The organism is Gordonia crocea (genome assembly GCF_009932435.1).
In the GTDB taxonomy this organism is placed as follows: Bacteria; Actinomycetota; Actinomycetes; order Mycobacteriales; family Mycobacteriaceae; genus Gordonia; species Gordonia crocea.
The window spans coordinates 1,931,347-1,952,993 of record NZ_BJOU01000001.1 but is presented as its reverse complement, the minus strand read 5'-3'; the positions used below and the strand labels follow the sequence as shown (position 1 = coordinate 1,952,993).

General features: G+C 68.4%; 21 protein-coding genes. 7 read left to right on the top strand and 14 right to left on the bottom strand.

Annotated elements, in window-relative coordinates:
- The first annotated feature begins 68 nt into the window (after positions 1-68).
- The gene (locus nbrcactino_RS09225; RefSeq protein ID WP_161927088.1) at positions 69-1,616 is read left to right on the top strand and encodes an acyl-CoA synthetase; all 1,548 of its coding nucleotides are present in this window, start codon (positions 69-71) and stop codon (positions 1,614-1,616) included.
- Positions 1,617-1,634: 18 nt separating this feature from the next.
- On the opposite strand, the gene nbrcactino_RS09220 is transcribed toward nbrcactino_RS09225, so the two are convergent.
- Complete coding sequence (locus nbrcactino_RS09220; RefSeq protein WP_161927087.1) at positions 1,635-3,263, bottom strand: ABC-F family ATP-binding cassette domain-containing protein; 1,629 nt, start codon at positions 3,261-3,263, stop codon at positions 1,635-1,637.
- Between the two features lie 74 nt (positions 3,264-3,337).
- Between nbrcactino_RS09220 and nbrcactino_RS09215 the strand changes: the two genes are divergently transcribed.
- A complete protein-coding gene (locus nbrcactino_RS09215) occupies positions 3,338-4,534 on the top strand; it encodes a lycopene cyclase family protein (RefSeq protein WP_161927086.1) in 1,197 nt (398 codons plus the stop codon).
- 7 nt (positions 4,535-4,541) lie between these two features.
- Entirely contained in the window at positions 4,542-4,913 is a 372-nt protein-coding gene (gene trxA, locus nbrcactino_RS09210) for a thioredoxin (RefSeq protein ID WP_161927085.1), read from the top strand.
- A gap of 4 nt (positions 4,914-4,917) precedes the next feature.
- On the opposite strand, the gene nbrcactino_RS09205 is transcribed toward trxA, so the two are convergent.
- The 13 genes from nbrcactino_RS09205 to nbrcactino_RS09145 all read right to left on the bottom strand — a co-directional run bounded on the left by nbrcactino_RS09205 (position 4,918) and on the right by nbrcactino_RS09145 (position 17,516).
- Positions 4,918-5,535 (bottom strand): hypothetical protein, encoded by a 618-nt coding sequence (locus nbrcactino_RS09205; RefSeq protein WP_186343328.1) that lies wholly within the window; start codon positions 5,533-5,535, stop codon positions 4,918-4,920.
- Positions 5,536-5,595: 60 nt separating this feature from the next.
- A complete protein-coding gene (locus nbrcactino_RS09200) occupies positions 5,596-6,321 on the bottom strand; it encodes a GntR family transcriptional regulator (protein WP_161927084.1) in 726 nt (241 codons plus the stop codon).
- A 134-nt stretch (positions 6,322-6,455) separates the two neighbouring features.
- Positions 6,456-7,379 (bottom strand): oxygenase MpaB family protein, encoded by a 924-nt coding sequence (locus nbrcactino_RS09195; protein ID WP_371864518.1) that lies wholly within the window; start codon positions 7,377-7,379, stop codon positions 6,456-6,458.
- A gap of 46 nt (positions 7,380-7,425) precedes the next feature.
- Complete coding sequence (locus nbrcactino_RS18160; RefSeq protein ID WP_228460751.1) at positions 7,426-8,154, bottom strand: Rv1363c family protein; 729 nt, start codon at positions 8,152-8,154, stop codon at positions 7,426-7,428.
- Complete coding sequence (locus nbrcactino_RS09185; RefSeq protein WP_161927082.1) at positions 8,144-9,373, bottom strand: MlaD family protein; 1,230 nt, start codon at positions 9,371-9,373, stop codon at positions 8,144-8,146. The genes nbrcactino_RS18160 and nbrcactino_RS09185 overlap by 11 nt, the downstream gene beginning before the upstream one ends.
- Positions 9,370-10,512 carry an MCE family protein gene (locus tag nbrcactino_RS09180; RefSeq protein ID WP_161927081.1) on the bottom strand — a complete coding sequence of 381 codons (1,143 nt, stop codon included), beginning with the start codon at positions 10,510-10,512 and terminating at the stop codon, positions 9,370-9,372. The genes nbrcactino_RS09185 and nbrcactino_RS09180 overlap by 4 nt, the downstream gene beginning before the upstream one ends.
- Positions 10,509-11,660, bottom strand: coding sequence for an MCE family protein (locus nbrcactino_RS09175; RefSeq protein ID WP_186343327.1), 1,152 nt, complete (start codon positions 11,658-11,660; stop codon positions 10,509-10,511). The genes nbrcactino_RS09180 and nbrcactino_RS09175 overlap by 4 nt, the downstream gene beginning before the upstream one ends.
- Positions 11,657-12,697 (bottom strand): MlaD family protein, encoded by a 1,041-nt coding sequence (locus tag nbrcactino_RS09170; protein ID WP_161927079.1) that lies wholly within the window; start codon positions 12,695-12,697, stop codon positions 11,657-11,659. The genes nbrcactino_RS09175 and nbrcactino_RS09170 overlap by 4 nt, the downstream gene beginning before the upstream one ends.
- A 10-nt stretch (positions 12,698-12,707) precedes the next feature.
- Positions 12,708-13,727 carry an MlaD family protein gene (locus tag nbrcactino_RS09165; RefSeq protein WP_161927078.1) on the bottom strand — a complete coding sequence of 340 codons (1,020 nt, stop codon included), beginning with the start codon at positions 13,725-13,727 and terminating at the stop codon, positions 12,708-12,710.
- The gene (locus nbrcactino_RS09160; RefSeq protein ID WP_161927077.1) at positions 13,724-15,037 is read right to left on the bottom strand and encodes an MCE family protein; all 1,314 of its coding nucleotides are present in this window, start codon (positions 15,035-15,037) and stop codon (positions 13,724-13,726) included. Before nbrcactino_RS09160 ends, nbrcactino_RS09165 begins: the two co-directional genes overlap by 4 nt.
- 2 nt (positions 15,038-15,039) lie before the next feature.
- Positions 15,040-15,903, bottom strand: coding sequence for an MlaE family ABC transporter permease (locus tag nbrcactino_RS09155; protein WP_161927076.1), 864 nt, complete (start codon positions 15,901-15,903; stop codon positions 15,040-15,042).
- 1 nt (position 15,904) lies between these two features.
- Positions 15,905-16,714 (bottom strand): MlaE family ABC transporter permease, encoded by an 810-nt coding sequence (locus nbrcactino_RS09150; protein ID WP_161927075.1) that lies wholly within the window; start codon positions 16,712-16,714, stop codon positions 15,905-15,907.
- Positions 16,715-16,862: 148 nt separating this feature from the next.
- Positions 16,863-17,516, bottom strand: coding sequence for an SRPBCC family protein (locus nbrcactino_RS09145; RefSeq protein WP_161927074.1), 654 nt, complete (start codon positions 17,514-17,516; stop codon positions 16,863-16,865).
- 22 nt (positions 17,517-17,538) lie between these two features.
- On the opposite strand from nbrcactino_RS09145, the gene nbrcactino_RS09140 reads away from it, so the two are divergent.
- The 4 genes from nbrcactino_RS09140 to nbrcactino_RS09125 all read left to right on the top strand — a co-directional run bounded on the left by nbrcactino_RS09140 (position 17,539) and on the right by nbrcactino_RS09125 (position 21,644).
- Complete coding sequence (locus tag nbrcactino_RS09140; protein WP_161927073.1) at positions 17,539-18,060, top strand: hypothetical protein; 522 nt, start codon at positions 17,539-17,541, stop codon at positions 18,058-18,060.
- A 131-nt stretch (positions 18,061-18,191) separates the two neighbouring features.
- Positions 18,192-19,841 carry a circularly permuted type 2 ATP-grasp protein gene (locus nbrcactino_RS09135; RefSeq protein ID WP_186343326.1) on the top strand — a complete coding sequence of 550 codons (1,650 nt, stop codon included), beginning with the start codon at positions 18,192-18,194 and terminating at the stop codon, positions 19,839-19,841.
- The gene (locus nbrcactino_RS09130) at positions 19,828-20,799 is read left to right on the top strand and encodes an alpha-E domain-containing protein (protein WP_161927072.1); all 972 of its coding nucleotides are present in this window, start codon (positions 19,828-19,830) and stop codon (positions 20,797-20,799) included. Before nbrcactino_RS09135 ends, nbrcactino_RS09130 begins: the two co-directional genes overlap by 14 nt.
- Positions 20,796-21,644, top strand: coding sequence for a transglutaminase family protein (locus tag nbrcactino_RS09125; RefSeq protein ID WP_161927071.1), 849 nt, complete (start codon positions 20,796-20,798; stop codon positions 21,642-21,644). Before nbrcactino_RS09130 ends, nbrcactino_RS09125 begins: the two co-directional genes overlap by 4 nt.
- Positions 21,645-21,647 lie beyond the last annotated feature (3 nt).

The window sequence follows — 21,647 nt, the reverse complement described above, 5'->3', positions numbered from 1 at the left end:
GCCAATCCGCCAGGCGCAGTAGGCCAATCGGCCTCGACGCGGCCGGGTGTCCGGTTACGCTCGGGCTCATGTTCCCCGGAGTCCACGCCGCCCGTACCCCCGACAAACCAGCGATCATCGCTCCCGCATCCGGGCAGCAGGTCACCTACCGCGAACTCGACGAGAATTCGACGCGGATCGCGCACTACCTGCGCGACACACTGGGCCTGGTCCCCGGCGACGTCGTCGCGATGGTGACCGACAACGACCTGCGGGCCTTCGACGTCTATTGGGCGGCGCTGCGCAGCGGCTTGTACGTGACCGCGGTCAACCACCACCTGACCGCCGCCGAGACCAACTTCATCCTCGACGACTGCGGCGCGAAGGCGCTGTTCGCCTCGGCCACGGTCGCCGAGACCGTCGCCGACTCCGACCAGATCGAGGTGCTCGCCGCCCCCGGCCACCGGATCGCCTGGGCCGGCACGATCCCCGGATTCGCCGACTACGACGAGGTGCTGGCGGCCGCGTCCGCCGAGCCCCTCACCGATCAGCCCCGCGGGACCGACATGCTCTACTCCTCGGGCACCACCGGACGCCCCAAGGGCATCAAACCGCCCCTGCCGCAGGGGCAGGTCGACGAGGTACCCGACCTGGTGTCGGCCGTCTTCGGCCCGGTCTACGGGTTCGACCCCGACACGGTGTACCTCTCCCCCGCGCCGGTCTACCACGCGGCACCGCTGCGCTACTGCGCCATGGTGAACTCCCTGGGCGGCACGACGATCCTGATGGACCGGTTCGACCCGGAGACCGCGCTGGCCTACATCGACGAGTACCGGGTGACCCACAGCCAGTGGGTGCCGACGATGTTCGTGCGCATGCTCAAACTTCCCGCCGAGGTCCGCGCCCGCTACGACGTGTCGAGCATGAAGGCCGCCATCCACGCCGCCGCCCCCTGTCCGGCCGAGGTGAAGCAGGCGATGATCGACTGGTGGGGGCCGGTGGTCAACGAGTATTACGCGGCCACCGAGGCGGCCGGGGTCTGTTTGATCGGCTCGGCCGATGCCCTGGCCCACCCGGGTTCGGTGGGCCGGGCGGTGCTCGGCATTGTCCACATCTGCGACGAGGACGGCAACGACCTCCCGACCGGCGAGGTCGGGACCATCTACTTCGAGCGCGACGAAGTGCCCTTCGTCTACCACAACGACCCGGAGAAGACTCGCAAGAGCCAACACCCCCGGCATGAAACCTGGGCCACCACAGGCGATCTCGGGTACGTCGACGACGAGGGGTTCGTGTACCTCACCGACCGGGCGGCGTTCATGATCATCTCCGGCGGGGTGAACATCTACCCGCAGGAATCGGAGAACGCCCTCATCAACCATCCTGCCGTCTACGACGTCGCGGTCATCGGCGTGCCCGACGCGGAGATGGGCGAGCAGGTCAAGGCGTGCGTCCAACTCGCCGACGGGTACGAACCGACACCAGAACTGGCCGCCGAGCTCATCGAGTTCGCCAAACAGTCGGTGGCCGCCTACAAGGCGCCGCGGTCGGTGGACTTCTTCGACGATCTGCCCCGCACCCCGACCGGCAAGATGGTCAAGGGCGAACTGCGCAAGCAGTACTCGAACGCCGGGTAACCGGCGCCGGGCCCGACGCTAGGCCAGCTCGATCAGTTCCTGGTACTCGTCGGACCAGTGGTCCTCGGTGCCGTCGGGCAGCAGGATGACCCGCTGCGGGTCGAGGGCCGCGGCGGCGCCCGGGTCGTGGGTCACCAGGACGACGGCCCCGGTGTAGCTGCGCAGCGCATCGAGGACCTGCTCCCGCGACACCGGGTCGAGGTTGTTGGTCGGCTCGTCGAGCAGCAGGACGTTGGCCGCCGAGGACACCAACCCGGCCAGGCTCAACCGGGTCTTCTCACCGCCGGAGAGGGTGCCGGCCGGTTGCTCGAGCTGCGCGCCGGTGAACATGAACGCCCCCAACAGGCCGCGCAGGTCCTGCTCACCCGCGTCGGGTGCGGCGTGGCGAATGTTCTCCCACACCGTCGCCTCGTCGTCGAGGGTGTCGTGCTCCTGCGCAAAGTAGCCGACCTTCAGCCCGTAGCCGGGTTCGAGCGACCCCGCGTCGGGTTTCTCGGCGCCGGCCAACAGGCGCAGCAGGGTGGTCTTACCGGCACCGTTGAGCCCGAGGACGACGACGCGGCTGCCCTTGTCGATCGCCAGGTCCACACCGGTGAAGATCTCCAGCGACCCGTAGGTCTTGGTCAGCCCGGAGGCCATCAGCGGGGTCTTGCCGCACGGCGCGGGTTCGGGGAACCGGATCGTCGCGGTGCGGTCGGCCACCCGCTCTTCGTCGAGCTCGCTCAGCATGCGATCGGCGCGCTTGAGCATGTTCTGTGCCGCGGTGGCCTTGGTGGCCTTCGCGCCGAGCTTGGCCGCCTGCGTCCGCAGTGCCGCGGCCTTCTTCTCGGCATTGGCCCGTTCCCGCCGCCGCCTCGCCTCATCGGTGGCGCGCGCGTCGAGATACTTGTGCCAGCCCATGTTGTAGACGTCGGCCTCGCCCCGCACCGCGTCGAGGAACCACACCTTGTTGACGACGTCGGCAAGCAGGTCGACGTCGTGGCTGATCACGATCAAGCCGCCGTCGTGGTTCTGCAGGAACGCGCGCAGCCAGGTGATGGAGTCCGCATCGAGGTGGTTGGTCGGTTCGTCCAGCAGCAGCGTCGTGGTCGATTTGCCGCCGTCGTCCGACGCCGCGAACAGGATCCGCGCCAATTCGATACGCCGGCGCTGACCGCCGGACAGGGTCGAAAGCTGTTGGGACAACACCCGATCGGGCAGTCCGAGGTTGTGGCAGATCCGCGCCGCATCCGATTCCGCGACATAGCCGCCCAGGGCGGCGAAGCGCTCCTCGAGGCGGCCGTAGGCGCGCACCGCCTTGTCCCGCTCCTTCTCGTCGACGAGCTCGGCCATCAGGAGCTGTTGCTTCTCCATGTCGCGCACGAGGGCGTCGAGGCCGCGGGCGGACAGGACCCGGTCCTTGGCGAGGACGCTGAGGTCGCCCTCCTTGGGGTCCTGCGGCAGATAACCGATCTCGCCGCTGCGGACCACGGTGCCCGCATAGGGCTCGGTCTCCCCGGCGAGGATGCGCAACGACGTCGTCTTGCCGGCGCCGTTGCGGCCGACGAGGCCGATCCGGTCGCCCGGCCCGATGCGCAGGGCGGAGCCGGGCGCCGACAACAGGGTCCGGGCGCCCGCGCGAACCTCGAGGTCGGTAGCGGTGATCATGACCCGTCGAGTCTACGGTCCGCGGTGGTCGGGGCCGAAATCGTCGTCGGGCCGGTCTCGATACGCTGAAGCCCATGTCGCCCACCCCGCGTGACACCGGCCTCGACCTCGTCGTGGTCGGCGCCGGCCCGGCCGGGACCGCTCTCGCCCACCGCGGGGCGGTCGCCGGACTGTCGGTCGCGCTGGTCGACCCGCAACCGCATCGCCCGTGGTCACAGACGTTCGGCGCCTTCGTCGACGAGCTACCCGACTGGTTGCCGCGGTCCTGCCGCGCGTCGACCAGTGACACGGTGGTCGTCTACACGCCGGTCAGGCGGGCACTGCCCCGGCCCTACACCGTGCTCGACAACGCGGCGCTGCGCGACGCACTCGGCCTGGCCGGGGTGAGGATCGTCACCGGCACGGCCGCGGACTTCCGGGCCGACGGGGTGCGGACCGACACGGGCACGGTGCTGTCCGGGCGGGTGGTGGTCGACGCGACCGGGGCACGGCGCAGGTCAAGAGAACACCGGGGCGCCGCGGCCGGCGCCCTGCCCCGCCAACGCGCCTACGGTGTCATCGGCCGGCTCGACGGACCGGCCGAGACCGTCCTGATGGATTGGCGCCCGGCGAGCCCGGGTGCGCCCGCACCGCCGACCTTCGGCTACCGCGTTCCGTTGGGCCGCGGCCGATTCCTCGTGGAGGAGACCTTCCTGGCCGGGACACCGCCCACCGTCGAGCTACTCGCGCAGCGCTGGGCGCAGCGCGGTACCCCGGCGGGCTGGGTCCGCGGCGACGATGCCGAGAGCGGGACGGCCGAGCGTGTCGAGGTGGTCGACTTCCCACTGGTCACCGGTGGCCCGGCGCCCTGGCGCGAGGACGGTCAACCGCTGGCCTTCGGTGCGGCGGGCGGGTTGATGCACCCGGCGACGGGGTACAGCATCGCCGCCTCCCTGGGGTGCGCCGACACTGTCGTCGATGCCGTCGTGCGCCGGGCCGATCCGCGCGCCGCATTGTGGCCGCGGCGCGCCCGGGCCGTCGCGGCGCTGCGGGAAGCCGGGCTGGCGGCGCTGACCGGTCTGGAGCCGGACCGCCTCACGGCCTTCTTCGACGCCTTCTTCAGCCTCGGCGCCGACGACCAGCGCGCCTACCTCAGCTCCCGCGACGACCTCGGCGGAGTGCTGCGGGCGATGCGGGCCACCTTCGGCGCCCTCGATTGGTCGATGCGGCGGCGCATCGCCGCCGGGGCCGGCGCCGCCCTGATGGAACAGATCCGCCGATCCCCGCGTTGAACCCGGCATGGCAACCACAGAACTGACCGCAGCGGCCTTCGACCAGACGATCGCCGACAACGACATCGTGCTCGTCGACTTCTGGGCCTCCTGGTGCGGCCCGTGCCGACAGTTCGCCCCGATCTATGAGCGCGCCTCGGAGAAGCACGGCGACATCGTGTTCGCCAAGGTGGACACCGAGGCCGAGCAGCAGCTCTCCGCGGCCGCCGGAATCCGGTCGATCCCGACGGTGATGGCGTTCAAGAAGGGCTACATGGTCTTCAACCAGCCCGGCTCGCTGCCGCCCGAGGCACTCGACGAGCTCATCGGGCGGATCAAGGACCTCGACATCGAGAAGGCGATCGCCGGGAGCGAGTCCGAGGGCGCCACCGAAGCCTGAGCGGCTACTCCGCTTCGTCGGCCTCGACCGGCTCGGCGGTCGCCGCCGCATCGTCGTCGGTCTTGGGGTCCATCGCGGCCGCCAGTTGCGCGTCGACGTCGATGATGCGGGCGGCGCGGATCTCCGGCTTGTCGATCTCCTCGGCCACCTGTCGCGCGATGACCCGGCGGACCTCGTCGTCGACCTGGGCCAGGTTGCGGACGATCTCCGCACGCATGTTGCGCGACGCGACGTCGACGTGGACGTCGGCCGGCTTCGGCGCCGCGACGTCGAAGTGGATTTCCAGCGGTTCGACGGCGTGCACGGTCAACGGCAGGGTCACCAGGCCGTCCACGTCGTAGCGCAACCGGTCCAGCTTCAGGTCGATGTCGATCTTGATGCGCAGCGGGATCTGCACCGTGAACCGGATGAGGTCCTCGACGGCCCGCTCGATGTTGGGCTCATCGATGTTCACCCGCGCTCGCACCTTGACCATGCCGCCGGGACCGCTCGGGATCGGACCCACGTCGAAGGCCTCGCCGGCGATCGCGGCGAAGGCGTCGCCGACGCGCGACTCGGTCACGGCGAGTTCAAAGAACCGGCGGCCAAATTCCTCATAGGTCATGTATTCGGGCACCGGCATATTCTGCCATTTCACCGCAGGTGCGGCTGCCCAACACGCGCCGAGGGGTACCCGATCGCGCTATCCGGCCGCTTCCGCCGGCGACGTGGCCTGCCCAACCGGCGGCTCCTCGGTGTTGTCGTCCCAGAAGCCGCGCAACTCCAGATCCCGGACCAGCCGTTCCCTCGCATCGATGAACTTGCTGTGGATCTCGGCGCTGATCGCCTCTTTGTCCCGGTTGGCGAGGTGGCTGATCAACCGGCGGTGGCTCTCGATCGCCAACGCCCCCCACTCCTTGTCCTCGGCGTACAGGTTGTACGGCGTGTACTTGGTGGCCGCGACTAGGAACCAGGCCAGCTTCCAGCTGTTCGCCGCCATGTAGATGCGCCGCTGGAATTGGTACTCGTGGTCGAGGATCTTGGCCGAATCACCCTCGTGCACCGCCTTTTCGAACTCGTCGACGATGCGGGTCAGTTCGGCCAGGTGGCCTTCCAAATCCGGGTTGGAGGCGGCGTGGGCGGTGAGCCGGGCCGACAATTGCGACTGCATCCAGAAGATGTCGATGATGTCGCCGCGGGTCAACTCGCTGACGATGAACCCGCGGTGCGGCGACGAGCGGACCAGCCCCTCACCACGGAGCGTGACCAACGCCTCGCGCACCGGAGTGACGCTGCAGCCCAGATCGGCGGCCACCTCGTCGAGACGGATAAACGCGCCGGACCGGATCTGCCCGGTGAGTATGCGCGCCCGCAGTTCGGCGGCCACCTCATCGGTCAGCTGCGTCCGTCGTAGGTTTCCTCTTGGCACGTACGTCCTTCCCTTCCGCGCCCCCGACCGTTGTTCACGATACCGTCGCCGACCGCCCTGCCTCCGTCGTGACTCACCCCTCGAGAGCCTCGCCCAGACCGCCGATCGCCCCCCTGTCGATCCCGCGAAACGCCTTAGATGATGTCTTTCTGGTGCTTGAGCCGCCACCGCAGGTCCTTCATCAAGAACCGCGCGCTGCCGAACCGGATGAACTTGGGCAGGAACTTGTTCACGATCGAGACGAAGGTGAACAGGTGCTGGAACCGCCGCCGGTCGTCCTCGGTCCACTCCAACCCCAACTGGCGGTGGAAGAGCGGTGGCAGGAACCCGATCGTCAGGAACCGCAGGAGGTTGACGAACGGCAACCGGATCAACGGGTTGATCATCTTCAGATCGACCAGTTCGTTGAGGAACTCGCACGTGGTGTCGTCGATGACGACGCGCTGGCACGCGACGTTCCAGTAGTGGTCGAAGTCCTGGCGGGTGGCCGGCCACATGTCCTCGGGGACCTGCAGAGTCGTTCCGAGCGTCTTCGACGACTGGTAGAACTCCTCGGCCTCCGTCTCGTCCATCACGCCGTGGAGGAGCTGGTGGGAGTCCTCCACGCCGATGAACAGGCAGGCCGCCACCCACAGCTGCAGTTCGCGGTTGAAGGCGTTGTACTTGACCGGGCTGCGTTCGTCGGACTTGACGTGGCGGTGGGCGGAGTTGACCGCCTCGCGGAACGCCTCGCGCTCCTCGTCGGTGCCCAGAACGGCGACGGCGAGATATTGCGACGTGGTGCGCGCCCGCTTCCACGGGTGCTTCATCAGCGCCCCGGATTCGACCTTGCTCTCCATGACTCCGTAGCCCACCTCGGGCCAGCCGAGCTGCATGACGACGTTCGCCGCGGCCCCGGCCAGCGACCAGAAGTCGATCGCCTCGGCGATCTGGGCGGGTTTGCGCTTGCTGGTGAGCCGGCGCCGACGCGTGGTGATCTCGATCCGCGTATCGCGCGTGGTCAGTTCGGGCGTCGTCTCGTCCAGATCCGGCGTGTACTTCAGTGCGTGGTTACCCATTGACATTGCCCCATTCCCTCCGATTGATTCCGATTGTCCGCCGCGGTCACACGGTCTGGACGTCATCCACGAGCCAGCGCCCATCGGCGCGGACCAACTTCACGACCATCCGGTACGGCTGGTTCTTGCCGTTCGGCGCGACGACGTTGCGCGCCTTCTGATCGACGAACAGGATCACCGTCGCCTTGTCCCGGCTGATCGACTCGACCGCGGAATAGCTGACCTCCGCGGTGGCGATGCCCTTGCCGTTGGAGACGATCTCGGTGAGCGCCTTGACCATCTCGTCGTACTTCTTGCCGAAGTCGTCGGTCGACATCGCCGTGATGGCGGCGCGGTTCTTGTTCAGGTCGCGGTAGTCGAAGCTCGACAGCTTGACCGCGTAGTCCTTCGCGACGCCCACGACTGCACTGCGCGCGGCGGGCGTATCCGCCCCGCGGGAACCGGTGAAGTAGTGGTAGCCGAAGAAGGCGGTCGAGCCGATGAGCACCGCGACCAGCGGGCCCAACGCGATCAGCCAGCGTCGCCCGCGCCCACCCCTCGAGGTGTCGTGGGCCGTCTCGCGGGGCACCCGTCGGCGCGGTGCCGCGGTGCGCCCGGCGGGGCTGCGCCGCTTCACGGTCACCGTCGACGATTTACCGTCGGCCGTGTCGTCACCGGCGTCGGAATCGGTGTCGGCGCTCAGGTCGTCGATGTCTGCGCTCAGGTCGTCGGTGTCGACGTCGTCAAAAGCGGTGCCGTCGACAGCAGTGTCGTCCGCGATCGTGTTATTTGCCATTTCGGGCCCTTTCCAGGAGGTCGTGCCACATCTGTAGAAGTTCGGCCCCGTTGGGGACCAGCATCGGGTCGGTGACCGACGGCGGACCGGACGGCGCTCCGGGCGACTGCCAGTTCTGCGTGCCGAGTCCGTTGGGACGCGGGGCGTTCACCGCGCCGCGCTGGCCGTAGCCGTCACCGGGCGGGCAGTACCGCACCAGGTTGGGATGGTCGGGCCGCAGGTCGCCGACCGCCCGCCGCGGCTCGTCGTAGAAGAGGCACACCGGCCCCTGCGTGCCGATGAGCGCGAAGTCGGCCCGGTCCCCCTTCACGATCGACCGCAGGTCCAGCAGGCCCTGCGGGATCGCCTTGAGGCCGGTCTGCAGCGACTCGCGCCGATCGCTGATGATCGGCTCCACCGTCACCAGGTTCGCCAGCACGCCGCCGAAGGTGCCGCGGTACTTGTCGAACAGCTTCTGCGCCCGGGTCAGGGCGCGGGGCGAATGGTCCAGGAGGTAGACGAACACCGGCTGGTTGGCGTCGAGCTGACTGGTGAACGAGGCGGCCGAGGCCATGCCCGACTCGAAGGTCCCCGTGGTGTCGTTCATCGCCGAGAGCACGTCCAGCCACTCCGACATCAATCCCCGCAGCATCGGCGCGTTCTTCGCCACCACCCTGGCCAGGGCCGACGAATTCGCGACGAGTTGCGCCATGGAGTCGCCGTTGGCACCGAAGGCCAGGTACAACTCCTTGCTGACGGTCGCCACCGAGCCGCCGCGGAAGGTCTCGAGCATCTTGGCCGCCTGCGCGATGATGGCGTCCATCTGCATCGGCTGCTTGTCGGCCGGGGCGTTGATGTCGTCGCCGTCCCGCAGGTAGGGGCCGTCGGCGGACGAGGGGATGATGTCGACGCTCTGGATGCCGGCCATCGACGCCATGGTCACCTGCAGGATCGAGTCCTTCGGGATCTTCGTGTCCCCCCGCAGGACGAGGGAGACCCGGGCCCCCTTCCCGTCTGGGAGCAGCGTCGAGGACGCCACGGTGCCGACGTCGACGCCGCGCAGCGTGACCCCGGTTCCCGCGGTCAGGCCGAAGGCATCGGCCATCTGCGCATGCAGGCGCAGTTTCGATCCGAACCCTTCCGGGCCGGCGATGTAGTTGATGCCGACCGGGATGATGATCGCCGACAGCACCAGGAAGATGAGGAACTGCAGGGTGCCGGTGGGGAACCTGTCTCTCATCGCGGTGCCTCCGCTCCGTGGACACCGGGCCGCGTCGCGCCCGGCGTCTGCTTCTTCATGCGTTTCGGGGCCCGCGTCTTGTGGTTGGGATCGCGGTAGAGCCCGCCGGACAGGATGTCGGCCAACTCCCCCGGGGTGGGCAACGGCTGTCCCGACCCGAGCAGACCACCGGTGATGATCTTGTCGATACCGCCGGGGATGTCCAGGGCACCGTCGAAGACGAGGTAGTCGCCGCGGATCGCCCGGGAGAAGTTCCGCATGAACGAATTCATGTGCTTCAGCGTGTGTCCCACGTCCTTGTTGAACGCCGAGAGGGAATCGACCAGTGTCGCCGCATCGGGCACCAGCTTGTTGAGCTCGGCCTGGCGGCCGTTGGTGATGGCGTCGAGGTTGCGGGCGAGGCGGGTCGTCTGCGTCATCAGGACGGCGATGCGGTCCCGCTGGGCGGCCAGCACGGTGACCGCCTGGGGCGTCTGGTCGAGGAAGGCCTCGATCTTGGCCTGCTGGGCCGTCATCAGATCGGTGGCCTCGGCCGCCGCCCGCATGGCCGCATTGAAGTCAGCGGTGTGCCGCGACGTGCGGGCCAGCAGCCGGTTGAGCGTGTCGATCAAGTCCCCGACCTTGTCCGACCGGTTCTCGAAGGCGGTGTTCAGACTCGCCATCACCGACTGCAATTGCCGGACCCCGCTGCCGCTGAGGATGTTGCCCATCGCCGCGAGGGTGCCCTCCACCTGGGGGCCGATCGAGGTCTGGTCCACGTCGATCCGCGAGCCCGCGACCAGGGCCCCCTGGGGGTCCGACGGCGCCTGCAGGCGGACGAACGGGGTGCCGAGCGCCGACGGGATCTCCACGGCGGCAGTCACATTCGCCGGGAGTTGGGTGTCCTTGCGCAGCGACAGGGTCAGCTGCGGATGGCCGTCGACCAGTCGCACCTCGGTGACCCGCCCGACGACCTGTTGGCCGTTGATGACGTCGGCGCCGTCGACCACCCCGTCGGCGCTTGTGACGTCCGCGGTGACGTCGAAGGTGTTGCGCACCCCGCCGACCGGCACGTCCTGCAGGCCGACCCCGCAGCCGGCGGTGGCCAGCGCCACTGCCAACGCCCCGGTGCCGACGGCCAGTCGCCGCCGCGCGCTCATCGCGGACCCTGCTTCGGCGGCAGCTGCCCACCGGTGATCGCCGAGACGATCCCCAACGGGTCGGAGCTGGAGATGGGGAACCCGATCGGGTTGGTCAGGCCGGCACCGATGCAGATGGGCATCGGGAAGCGGTCGCACAGCGGTTTGAGGGTCTTGAACTGCGTCAGCGTCGTCGAGACGTTCAAGCGGATGCGTCCCCGGCGGTCCGGCCCGATCGTGCTCGACAGGTTCTGCAGCATGAGCGGGGCGAGGTCCATGAACTCGGCGAAACCGGCGCGGTTCGCGACCAGCACCCGCCCGAGCTCGTCGAGGTTCTCCGCCACCGTCCCCACGTCGTTGCCGTGTTTCATGACGAAGTTGTTGATCTGGTCGAAGACGACGCGCAGGTTCTTGATCGGCGTCGACACGTCCTGGTTGGCCGCCTGCCACTGCGCCGACAGGTCGCCCATCGAGCGCACCAGGCCGTCGAGGGAGACCTGCTTGGCCCGGAACGAGGACATCAGCTGGTCCAGGCTCGTGATCAGTGCACCGATGTCGTCGGCGCGGGCACCGAACACCCCGCTGGCCGCCGACATCTCGGTGAGCGCTTGGTTGAAGTCGGTCCCCTGCCCCTTCCAGGCCTGGGCCGTGCGGTTCAGCAGGCTGCCCACACCGGGCGACCCCGGCTCGTCGCCCGGGCCCAAGATCCGGGTCAGGGTGCTCAGACTCCCGATCAACTGGTCGAAGCTGATCGGCGCCTTCGTCCGTTCCCGGGGAATGGTGCTGCCCGCCACCAACTTCGGCCCCCCGGTGTACGCCGGGGCAAGGTCGAGGTGCCGGTCGCTGATGATCGACGGGTTCTGGACGTACGCGCCGACGTCGGCGGGCAGGTCGATGCTCTTGGGCAGGCTGAGTTCGACGTGGACGTAGTCGCCGCGCGGCTCGAGCTTCTCCACCCGGCCCACCGGGACGCCCAAGATGGTCACCTTCGACCCCTGGTAGAGCCCGTTGACGAAGGTGAAATCGGCGCCGACCGTGCGCACCTGCGGGTCACGGACGAGGAAGTTCCACCCGCCCCACACCAAGGCCGCCACCAAAAGGAGCGCGGTAAAGATCTTGCCACCGTAGCGCTTTCGCACGCGTACTTCGCGGACCTGACGGAATGTCATAAGCCACACCCTTGCATCGTTCCCAGCACGCACAGCAGGCCGTCGGGGATGACCGCCGACGGGGAGACCACATCGGCCCAGTTGCCGTTTCCGGTGGCGTCGGTGATCGTCCGCATCGCCGGCGGCAATGTCTTCAGGACCCGGTCGATGGTCGCCGCGTTGTCCTTGAGGGTCGCGGTGACCGCCATGATGTTCTGCGTCAGCTCGCCCATCGGGATGCGCGGGAAGGTCTGCGCCATCGTGGCGAGGACGATGCGCAGGTTGTCGGCCAACCGGGTCATCACGTGTCGGCGGACGACCAGCGTCTGGACGATCGCCTGCGTATTGCCCATCGCGGTGGAAATCGAGTCCGACTGCGCGGCGCTGGCCTGCGCGAGCCGTTTCGCGATTCCCAGCAACTGGTCGAGCTGGGCCCCGGTCCCGGAGATCGCGACAGCGGCACCGCCGGCCCCGGCCACCGCGGCCGACAGCTTGTTCGGGTCGGGGACCAGCGACTCCATCGTCGTCAGCATCGCCCGCACGACGGTCGGGTTCACCTCCGTCGACGACCGCAGCGCGGCCGCCGACACCTGGTCGAGGGTGTACGAGGGGTCGGTGCGCGCCAGCGGGATGCTGCGCGACCCGGTGTCGCGCCCGGCCGGGATCACCTCGAAGTACCGCTTGCCCAGCACCGTCCGCAGGCGCACGGTGGCCCGCGTCTGGTCGCCGAGCGGCTGCTTACGATCAAGGCGGAATTCGACCTTCACGCGGTCGCCGGCCAGGCGCACGGCGGAGATTCGCCCGGCCGGCACGCCGGCGATCAGCACCGGGTCCGAGCGGGTCAGCCCCGCGGCGTTGCCCAGTTCTGCGGTGTAGGGCTCGGTGCGTGCGTGGTAGCGCCATTGCGGCAAACCGATGGCCAGGCCCATCAGCACCACCAGGGTGATGATTCCGGCGGTGCCGAGCACCGCCGGCGAGGCGCCCTGACCGCGCTTCTCGGACTTGAAGACGAACTCGAGGACGCCGACGAAGACGTCGATCAATCGAACCAGAAACATGTCGCTCCCCCTACCTGCACACCGGCGAATGAAGCGGACCGAAGATGTTCGCCTCGACCGTCCACGCCTTCAGCGTGAAGTTGCAGAGGTAGAGCATCATGAACCCGCCGTAGCGGCCGCTGTGGTTGATGCGGTCGGCCATCACCGGGAACCGTTTGAGGAATGTCTCGAAGGCCGGGGTGTTCGGCAGCCAGGCCTTGGTGACCCCCTGCAGGCCGGTCAACGACCGGGCAAAGCTGTCACCGGAGGTGGTCATCATTTCCGCCAGCGCGGCGACCGCCCGGTCCCCCGAGTTCATCAGGGCAGTGAACTGACCGTTGTCGCCGACCACCGCCGAGGTCAGGGAACCCAGCCCGGCGAACAGTTCGGTCAGTTGCGCGTTGCGCGCATCGGCGGTCGACATGAGCGTGGTCAGGTTGGCCACGAGCCGGGCGAAGACCGCGGAGTTGGCGGACAGGTTGTTGCCCATCGAGGCGATCTGGCGCAGCAGGAGGTGCACCGACTGGGTCCGGCCGGCAAACGTGTCGACAAAGCCCTGGGCCAGGTCGTTGACCTGCTTGGGGTCGAGCGCGGAGAACAGCGGCTCGAACCCGTTCATCAGCGCGGTGAGGTTGACCGGCGCGGTCGTCGCCTCGACCGGGATCTCGTTGCCCTTGCGTGCGGGCGCAGTCGGTCCCCCGTCGGACAGCGCGATGTAGCGGGCACCGAGCATGTCGGCGTAGCGGACGGCGGCGTGCACGTGCTCGGGGATCTTGTGGTTGCGCTCCACGGTGACCCGGACGCGGGCCCGTGCGGTGCCGTTGCCCCGCGGGTCGAGCTCGATGTCGGACACCCGGCCGATCCGGACGCCGGACACCTTGACCGGATTGCCCTCGACCAACCCTTCGGCGTCGGTGAAGTTGAGCACGTAGTCCGTGGTGGCGCCGCGGACCGGTGAGCGCAGCGTATTGCTCATCAAGGAGAACGCGACGACGCCCACCACCAAGAACAGCAGCGCCTTGATGACCGTCACGGCGGACAGCCTGGTCATGAAACCCTCACTTCCGTGCCTCGGACCATCGGGCCGAGCATCATCGTCGTGGCCGGATTCGGGCGGCCGTCCGCGGCCGGCCGGCCGGTGCCGGTGATCACGCCCTCGAGTCCGCTCATCGTGGATGCCTCGGCGCGGCCGTCGATGACCTCCGAGCTGGTGGAGGCCGGCCGGACGCGGGGCTTGGGCGGGTGCAGGATCGTCCCGTTGCGCTGCCCGGGATCGCGGACCGGCCCGGTGCCCCACAGGGAGCGCTTGCCGTGGCACTGGCTGCCGCGCAGGGTGCCGTAGACCGGGCAGTCCGCCGCGGAATAGGGCTGTGGCTGGGAGAAGGTGGGCACCGCGGTGATGTTGAAGCGTCCCGAGGCGAACAGGATGGTGCCCGCCTTGCCGAACTTGTCGGCCTCGCGGACCGTGCGGGTGATGCCGCTCGGGTTCTGTGCGACGGTGCGCAGGATGATCCCGGTCGAATCGACGATCGTGATCAGGTTCTTACGGTTCTTGGCCACGAAGGGCACGACCGAGTCGAGGTAGCCGCTGGCCGCGGTGAAGAACTCGGCGAGATCGTCACCCTTGTCGACGATGCCGCGCGAGATGCTCGCGACCGACGACAGGGTCTCCATCATCGCCGGGGTGGCCCGCTTGAGCGATTCGGTGACGCGGCGGAACTGCGGGGTGGCGTCGATGAAGCGGTTGACGGTCGATTCGAGTTCCTGCGAGGCGGTCCACCAGTCGTCGATCATCATGCCGAGCTCTTTGCCCCGTCCGCCGATCGCCTTGTCCACGGCGGCGAGCGCGACGTTCATCTCATCGGGCCGCACCTCGTCGATGAGTTCGGAGAGCTTGGTGAAGATGTTGTAGAGGTTCACCGTGTCCGGGCCGTCGTCCACCGCGAGTTGCGCGTTGGGCGCAAGATGGGTCGGCGAGGTGTCGGGCGAACCAGGCGTCGGTGTGAGCTGGACATAGATGTCGCCGAAGAAGGTGCGCGGCAAGACGCGCAGCATCACCGTCGACGGGATGGACTTCATCGCGTCCTTCTCGATGGTCAGCCCGACCCGGGAGGATTGTGCCCCCGCGTCGATCGAGCTGATCTCGCCGACCTTGACCCCGTGGAACCGCACCGGCGCCCCGGATTGGATCAGCCCGGCCGCGACCGGCACCTCGGCGTAGACCTTCGGATCCGACGAGAAGGTGTGGGTGCTGCGCGACACCATCCACAGGGAGAACACCAGGATCACCAGCGCCGCCGCGATACCGCGCAACGCGTATCGGCCCCGCGAGACCGTCTTACCCGGAAGCATCACCGTCATCGCTACAGCCCCAATCCCGGGATCTGCGGAACCAGTCCCCAGAGACCGAAGGTGAAGATGACGTCGAAAATTCCGATGGCCAGGATCGACGTGCGCAGCGCCCGGCCCGCCGCCTGGCCGACTCCTTCGGGACCGCCGCTGGCGAAGTAGCCGTAGGAGCATTGCACGAGGGTGACGATGCCGGCGAAGACGACGGCCTTGGTCGCGGAGAAAAGCAGGTCCGTCGGGGTCAGCGCGAGGTGGAAGAAGTAGTCGTAGGTTCCCGACGATTCACCGTTGAACCACACGACCACCGCACGGGTGGAGATGTAGCTGGCGAGGAGGCCGATCATGTAGATCGGCAGCACACACACCATCGCGGCGATCATCCGCGTGGTCGCCAGGAACGGGATCGAGCGGATGGCCATCACGTCGAGGGCGGCGATCTCGTCGGAGATGCGCATCGCGCCGATCTGGGCGGTGAACCCGGTGCCGACCTTGGCCGCCAAGGCAATCGCGACGACCACCGGTGCGAGTTCGCGGGTGTTGGCGATGGCGGCCAGCATTCCCGACATCGACGTCATCCCGACCAGTTGGAGGCCGCGGTAGGTCTCGACGCCGAGCATCATGGCGGCGGCAAGCGACATGGCCAGCACGATGCCCATGGTTCCGCCGCCGGAGAGCAGCGACTTGGTGCCGAACGTCATTTCGGCGATCTGCCGGATCACATGCTTGCGGTAGTAGACCAGGGTGTACGGGATCGCCACGATCGCCCGGAAGATGAAGGTGACGTACTCGCCGAGACGGACCGTCTGGTCGGCGACCGGGACAACCCGTCGGCTGATCCCGCGGTTGCCGCGGACGCGGATGTCGGCTGTCGAGACCATGTCAGTACGCCCCCACTGCCGGGACGATCACCGTGTAGACCTGCGACAGGATCGTGTTGAAGATGAAGACCAGCGCGAAGGCGATGACGACGGCCTCGTTCACCGCGTCGGCGACGCCGCTCGGCCCGCCGCGGGCGTGCAACCCCTTGAAGCAGGCCACGATCGTCGACAGAAGGGCGAACATCGTCGCCTTGACCAACGCCATGGTGAAGTCCGACATCCGCCCGTATTGGCTGAACGTCGACATGAACGCTCCGGCGGGCAGGTGCTGGACGTAGATGTGGTAGAGGTAGCACGCCCCCACGCCCGTCACCGTGACCAGCGAGCACAGCACGAGGGACACGATGATCGCCGCGGCGATCCGCGGGGCGACCAACCGCTCGATGACGTTGAGGCCCATGACCTCCATGGCGTCGATCTCTTCGCGGATCTTGCGGGAGCCCAGATCGGTGCAGATCGCCGACCCCGCCACACCGGCCATCATCAGCGCGCAGACCAGGGCGGCGGCCTGGCCGACGATGACGAAGGCGACGACGGCGCCGGAGTAGCCACCCGCACCGATGCGGCCGGCCAGCTCACCGACCGACACCGCGATGAAGACACCCACCGGGATCATCAGCAACAGCGACGGCCCGGTGCTCACGCGGCCGATGAAGATGATCTGGTTGAGCGTCTCCGACAGCGACAGCCGGAACCGCAGTGTCGCGACGACCAGGGCGCCGATCGACTGGAGCGCGAAGCCGAGCGTGTGGCCCGCCTCGACCGCGAGGTCGCGAACCGGCCCGCGTGCCGCGGGAAGTTCAAACGCCATCGATATCCAACCCCCGAAGTTCGATGAGACGCACCGCAAACCCGGTGGGGCCGCGTGACGTCATGTGGCTGTAGTCACAATCAGGATGACAGTAACATATTTTATATATGGCGCCAGCGGCGTCGTCCGGACCGCGGCTTTCGAGGGCTTAGGTCCCCTCGGTCCGGCCGTCGCGGGTCCGCGGCGCCCGGAAGGCGCCCACCCGCAGCACGTGGCGCAGGACGAACGCGAATACCGGGCGCGTCAGCGGCGCGCCCCACCGCCACGGCAACCAACCGACCCACCGCGGCGTGCCGGCGATGGTCCACCGGACCTCGCTCACGCCGGTCCGCTCGGTCGGGGCGATGGTGAACTCCTCGGCGAACGACGCGATGGTCCACGGCGTGCACACGGCCGTCCCGGAGAGGGCTATCAGCACGTCCTTCTCATACTGAATAACCTTTTCAGAGACCGAATACACGGTTCCCGACATGGTTCGCTTCGACCCCACCCCGCGGGTGGTGTCGACGTCGTCGGCCACCCAGTGGGGACCGTCGAGAAACGGCAGCGTGGACAGGTAGGCCCGGCCCACGAGCCGATCGAAGACCTCCGACGGGGACAGCGGCGTCTGCGCGGACACGGTCACACAGAATCCCGCGCGGCGGGCGAAGTAGTCCCCGAGGTCCGCGGCGGCGATCTGGGCCACCGGGGCCCGATCGGGCGTCCTCGCCCACCGGCGGGCGAGGACCAGCACCATCAAGCCGAGGACCCCCGCGGCGGCGAGGACGCCGACCGCCAGCAAGACCCACATAAACAATGTCATATTTTTGATAGTATTCCGTGTGATGAGCACCACGGGGAGAGCCACCAAGACCATCGCGGCCGGTTCGGCCGCCGCCTTCGCACTCGGGGCGCTGATCGGTGCCGGACCGGTCAACGCGGCACCGGTACCGACCATCGCGGTCGCCGCCGCCGGTGATTCGGACTGGCAGATCACCTACCACCGCGGTTCGGCCACCCGGCGCGACACCCGCTGCCGGGTCTGGATGGACGACCGGATCGTCGCCTCCCCCGAACGCGAACTCGCCGAGCAGCAGAAGGCGCGCCAGCAGCGGGAACAGAAGCCCGAACCGGGCAGTCGTGCACCCGGCGCGGCGGCGAAGCACAAGGCGCCGACGAAGCCCCCGGTGCCGATGCTCATGACGACGACGCTGCGGGGCGAGTCCGTGCCGCCGGGGGCGCACCGCGTCAACGTCCGCTGCGGACGCTCGGTGAGCCCGACGATCTGGCTCATCGCCCCCCGCAACCAGATCTGGGATGGTGTGACCTGGCTGTCCAACGGCACGGCCGGGCTGATCGGCTACTGATCGATCCCGGCGGTGAAACCTCCTCCCGTCGGTGAAACCCGGCCGGGTGGCCACCTCGAGGACGGTCAGCCGTAACACGACGGCAATCAGTGATCCTCACGGCGGAAATACGCGCTGGTGAGGATTCACCTATGACTCCGACCGCACCGCCCACCGGGTCCTCGTTGTCGCCCTCCGGTGCCGCCTTCCGCCACTACCGGGCCGGCCTGCACCAGTCTGCGGTCGACGAGATGTTCCGGCCCGACGGATCGGTCCGCGAGCCCTACCACGGGGTCGCCGACTCGATCGGCGCGATCGAGCCCGCCGATCTGCGCACCAGGTTGACCGCGCTCGGCCGTGCCTTCATCGATCAGGGCGTGACGTTCTCCCACTCCGGGCAGGAACGCCCCTTCCCCCTCGATCCGATTCCGCGCATCATCTCCGCCGCCGAGTGGCGGCAGTTGGAGCGCGGCATCACCCAGCGGGTGCGGGCGCTGGAGATGTTCCTCGACGACGTCTACGGCGAACAGGCGATCCTCGCCGACGGCGTCCTCCCCCGGCGGCTCATCAACTCCTGCGAGCACTTCCACCGCGAGGCCGCCGGGATCCGCCCGCCCAACGGCGTGCGCATCCACGTCGCCGGAATCGATCTGATCCGCGACGAGAAGGGGCAGCTGCGCGTCCTCGAGGACAACGTCCGGGCCCCCTCGGGCGTGTCCTATGTGATGGAGAACCGCCGCACCATGGCGCGGCTCTTCCCCGACTTGTTCGCCACCCACCGGGTGCGCGCGGTGCGGGACTACCCGCGACACCTGCGCCGGGCCCTGCAGGCATCGTCGGGCGTGGCCGACCCGACGGTCGTCCTCCTCACCCCCGGTGTCGCCAACTCCGCCTACTTCGAGCACTCGCTCCTGGCCCGACAGATGGGTGTGGAACTCGTCGAGGGCCGCGACCTCTTCTGCCACGACAACGTCGTCTACATGCGCACCACCGACGGCCAGACCCGCGTCGACGTCATCTACCGGCGCATCGACGACGCCTTCCTCGACCCCCTGCAGTTCCGGCCGGATTCGATGCTCGGTGTGGCCGGCCTGGTCAACGCCGCCCGCGCCGGCAACGTGGTCATCTCCAGCGCGGTCGGCAACGGCGTCGCCGACGACAAACTCGTCTACACCTACGTCCCCGACATCATCCGCTATTACCTCGACGAAGAGCCCCTGCTGGACAACGTCGAAACGCTGCGCTGTTGGCTGCCCGACGAATGCGACGAGGTGTTGCGCCGCCTCGACGAGTTCGTCGTCAAACCGGTCGAGGGCAGCGGCGGCTACGGAATCGTCTTCGGCCCCTTCGCCACCCGCGCCGAACTCGACCGCCTCGCCGACCAGGTCCGGGCCAACCCGCGCGGATGGATCGCCCAGCCGTTGGTGGCCCTCTCGACGACGCCGACCATGTTCGACGACACCCTCAAGCCCCGCCACGTCGACTTGCGCCCGTTCGCGGTCAACGACGGCGAATCGGTGTGGGTACTCCCCGGCGGGCTCACCCGGGTCGCCCTCGAAGAGGGGTCGATGGTGGTCAACTCCTCGCAGGGCGGCGGTTCGAAGGACACCTGGGTCCTGGCCACCTCGGCGCCGGCGGCGCCCGGCGAGGTCAACGACGGCGAGCTCGTCGATGCCGAGATCCCGCCGATGACCCTGTCGACGCCGACCGTCGACCCCCCGATGACACGGGCCGGCGACCAGCAGCAACAGCAACAGCAACAAGGTCGATCGAGGGAAGGTGACGGCGATGCTCGCACGTAACGCCGACTCGCTGTATTGGATCGGCCGCTATGTGGAGCGGGCCGACGACATGGCGCGCATCCTCGACGTCGCCGTCCAGCAGCTACTCGAGGATGCGACCGTCGACACCGACTCGATGGTCCGCCACGTCATGGCGGTGCTGGGCCTGACCGTCGACGACGAGGCCGAGCACACCTTGTGGACCCTCGTCGACGTCGCCGCCTACGACCGGTCGTGCCCCGACTCGATCGTCGGGCTGGTGCGCACCGCCCGCGAGAACGCCCGCGGGGCCCGCGAGGTCATCTCCAGCGAGATGTGGGAATGCCTCAATGCCACTTACATGGGCCTCGACGACGCCCAGCGCCGCGCACGACTGCTCGGTCCGCATGCCTTCCTGACCTACGTCAAAGAGCGCGCCGCCATGTTCGCCGGACTGACCGACGCCACCCTGAGCCACGACGTCGGTTACAGCTACCTCATCCTGGGCCGGTCCATCGAGCGCGTCGACATGACCGTCCGGTTGTTGATGTCGCGGTCGGCCTACCGCCGCGACGCCCTGTCGTGGATGAGTCTGCTCGTCGCGGTCGGCGCCCAGGACACCTATGTCCGCGCCTACCGCGGTGCCCTCGACACCGAGAACGTCGTCGAATTCATGATGCTCGACCGGCTCTTCCCCCGGTCGGTGTTCCACTCGCTGCGGGTCGCCGAACACCACCTCGCCGCCCTCGACAACCGGCCCGACCGGGTCGGCGCCCAATCCACCGCGCTGACCCTGCTGGGCCGCGCGCGCAGTTCGATCGAGTTCATCGGCCGCGCGGAAATGGTCCGCGACCTGCCGGCCTACCTCACCAGCCTGCAGGAGACGTGCCGCACGGTCAGCGAGTCGATCGCCGAGGAACACTTCCACATCGAGCCGTACGTGTCGTGGACCGACACCGGGCTGGCCCACGACTTCGCCGACTACGGAGGGCAGTCATGACACTGCGGCTGCGCATCGTCCACACCACCGGTTTCACCTATTCCGCCCCGGTCGCCTCGTCGTTCAATGAGGCTCGCATCACGCCGCGCACCGATACGCGGCAAACCGTGATCGTCGACCACGTCGACACGGTCCCCGCGGCCCGCCAGTACCGCTACAGCGACTACTGGACGACCGCGGTGACCGTGTTCGACCTGAACACCCCGCACGAACGGCTCGAGGTGGTCGGCACCGCCGTGGTGGAGACCGAGAACGAGGTGCGCGGGCCGGAAGCCCTGTCGGTGGACTGGGTCCGCCTGCGCGACGACCAACTCATCGACGAGTACGACGAGATGCTCCAGCCCACGTCGTACACCCCGCACACCCCGGAGATCACCGCCTTCGCACGGGACACCGCGTCGGGCCTGAGCCCGGTGGCGGCTGCCGAAGCGGTGGTCGCCGGGGTCCACGCGGCCATGACCTATGAGCAGGGCACGACGGAGGTCCACTCGACCGCCGCCGATGCCTGGCGCCACCGCAGCGGCGTCTGCCAGGACTATGCCCACATCTCCTTGGCCATGCTGCGCAGCCTCGGGATTCCGGCCCGATACGTGTCGGGCTACCTGCACCCCCGCGAGGGCGCCGGTGTCGGCGAGGCCGTCGACGGCGAGAGCCATGCCTGGATCGAGGTCTGGACCGGGGGCTGGTGGGGTATCGACCCGACGAACAACAAGTTCATCGACGACCACCACGTCGCGGTCGGGACCGGCCGCGACTACGCCGACCTCACCCCGATCAAGGGGATCTACACCGGTAGCGCCGACTCGGAACTGGATGTGACGGTGCGGATCACCAGGCTGGCGTAGCCG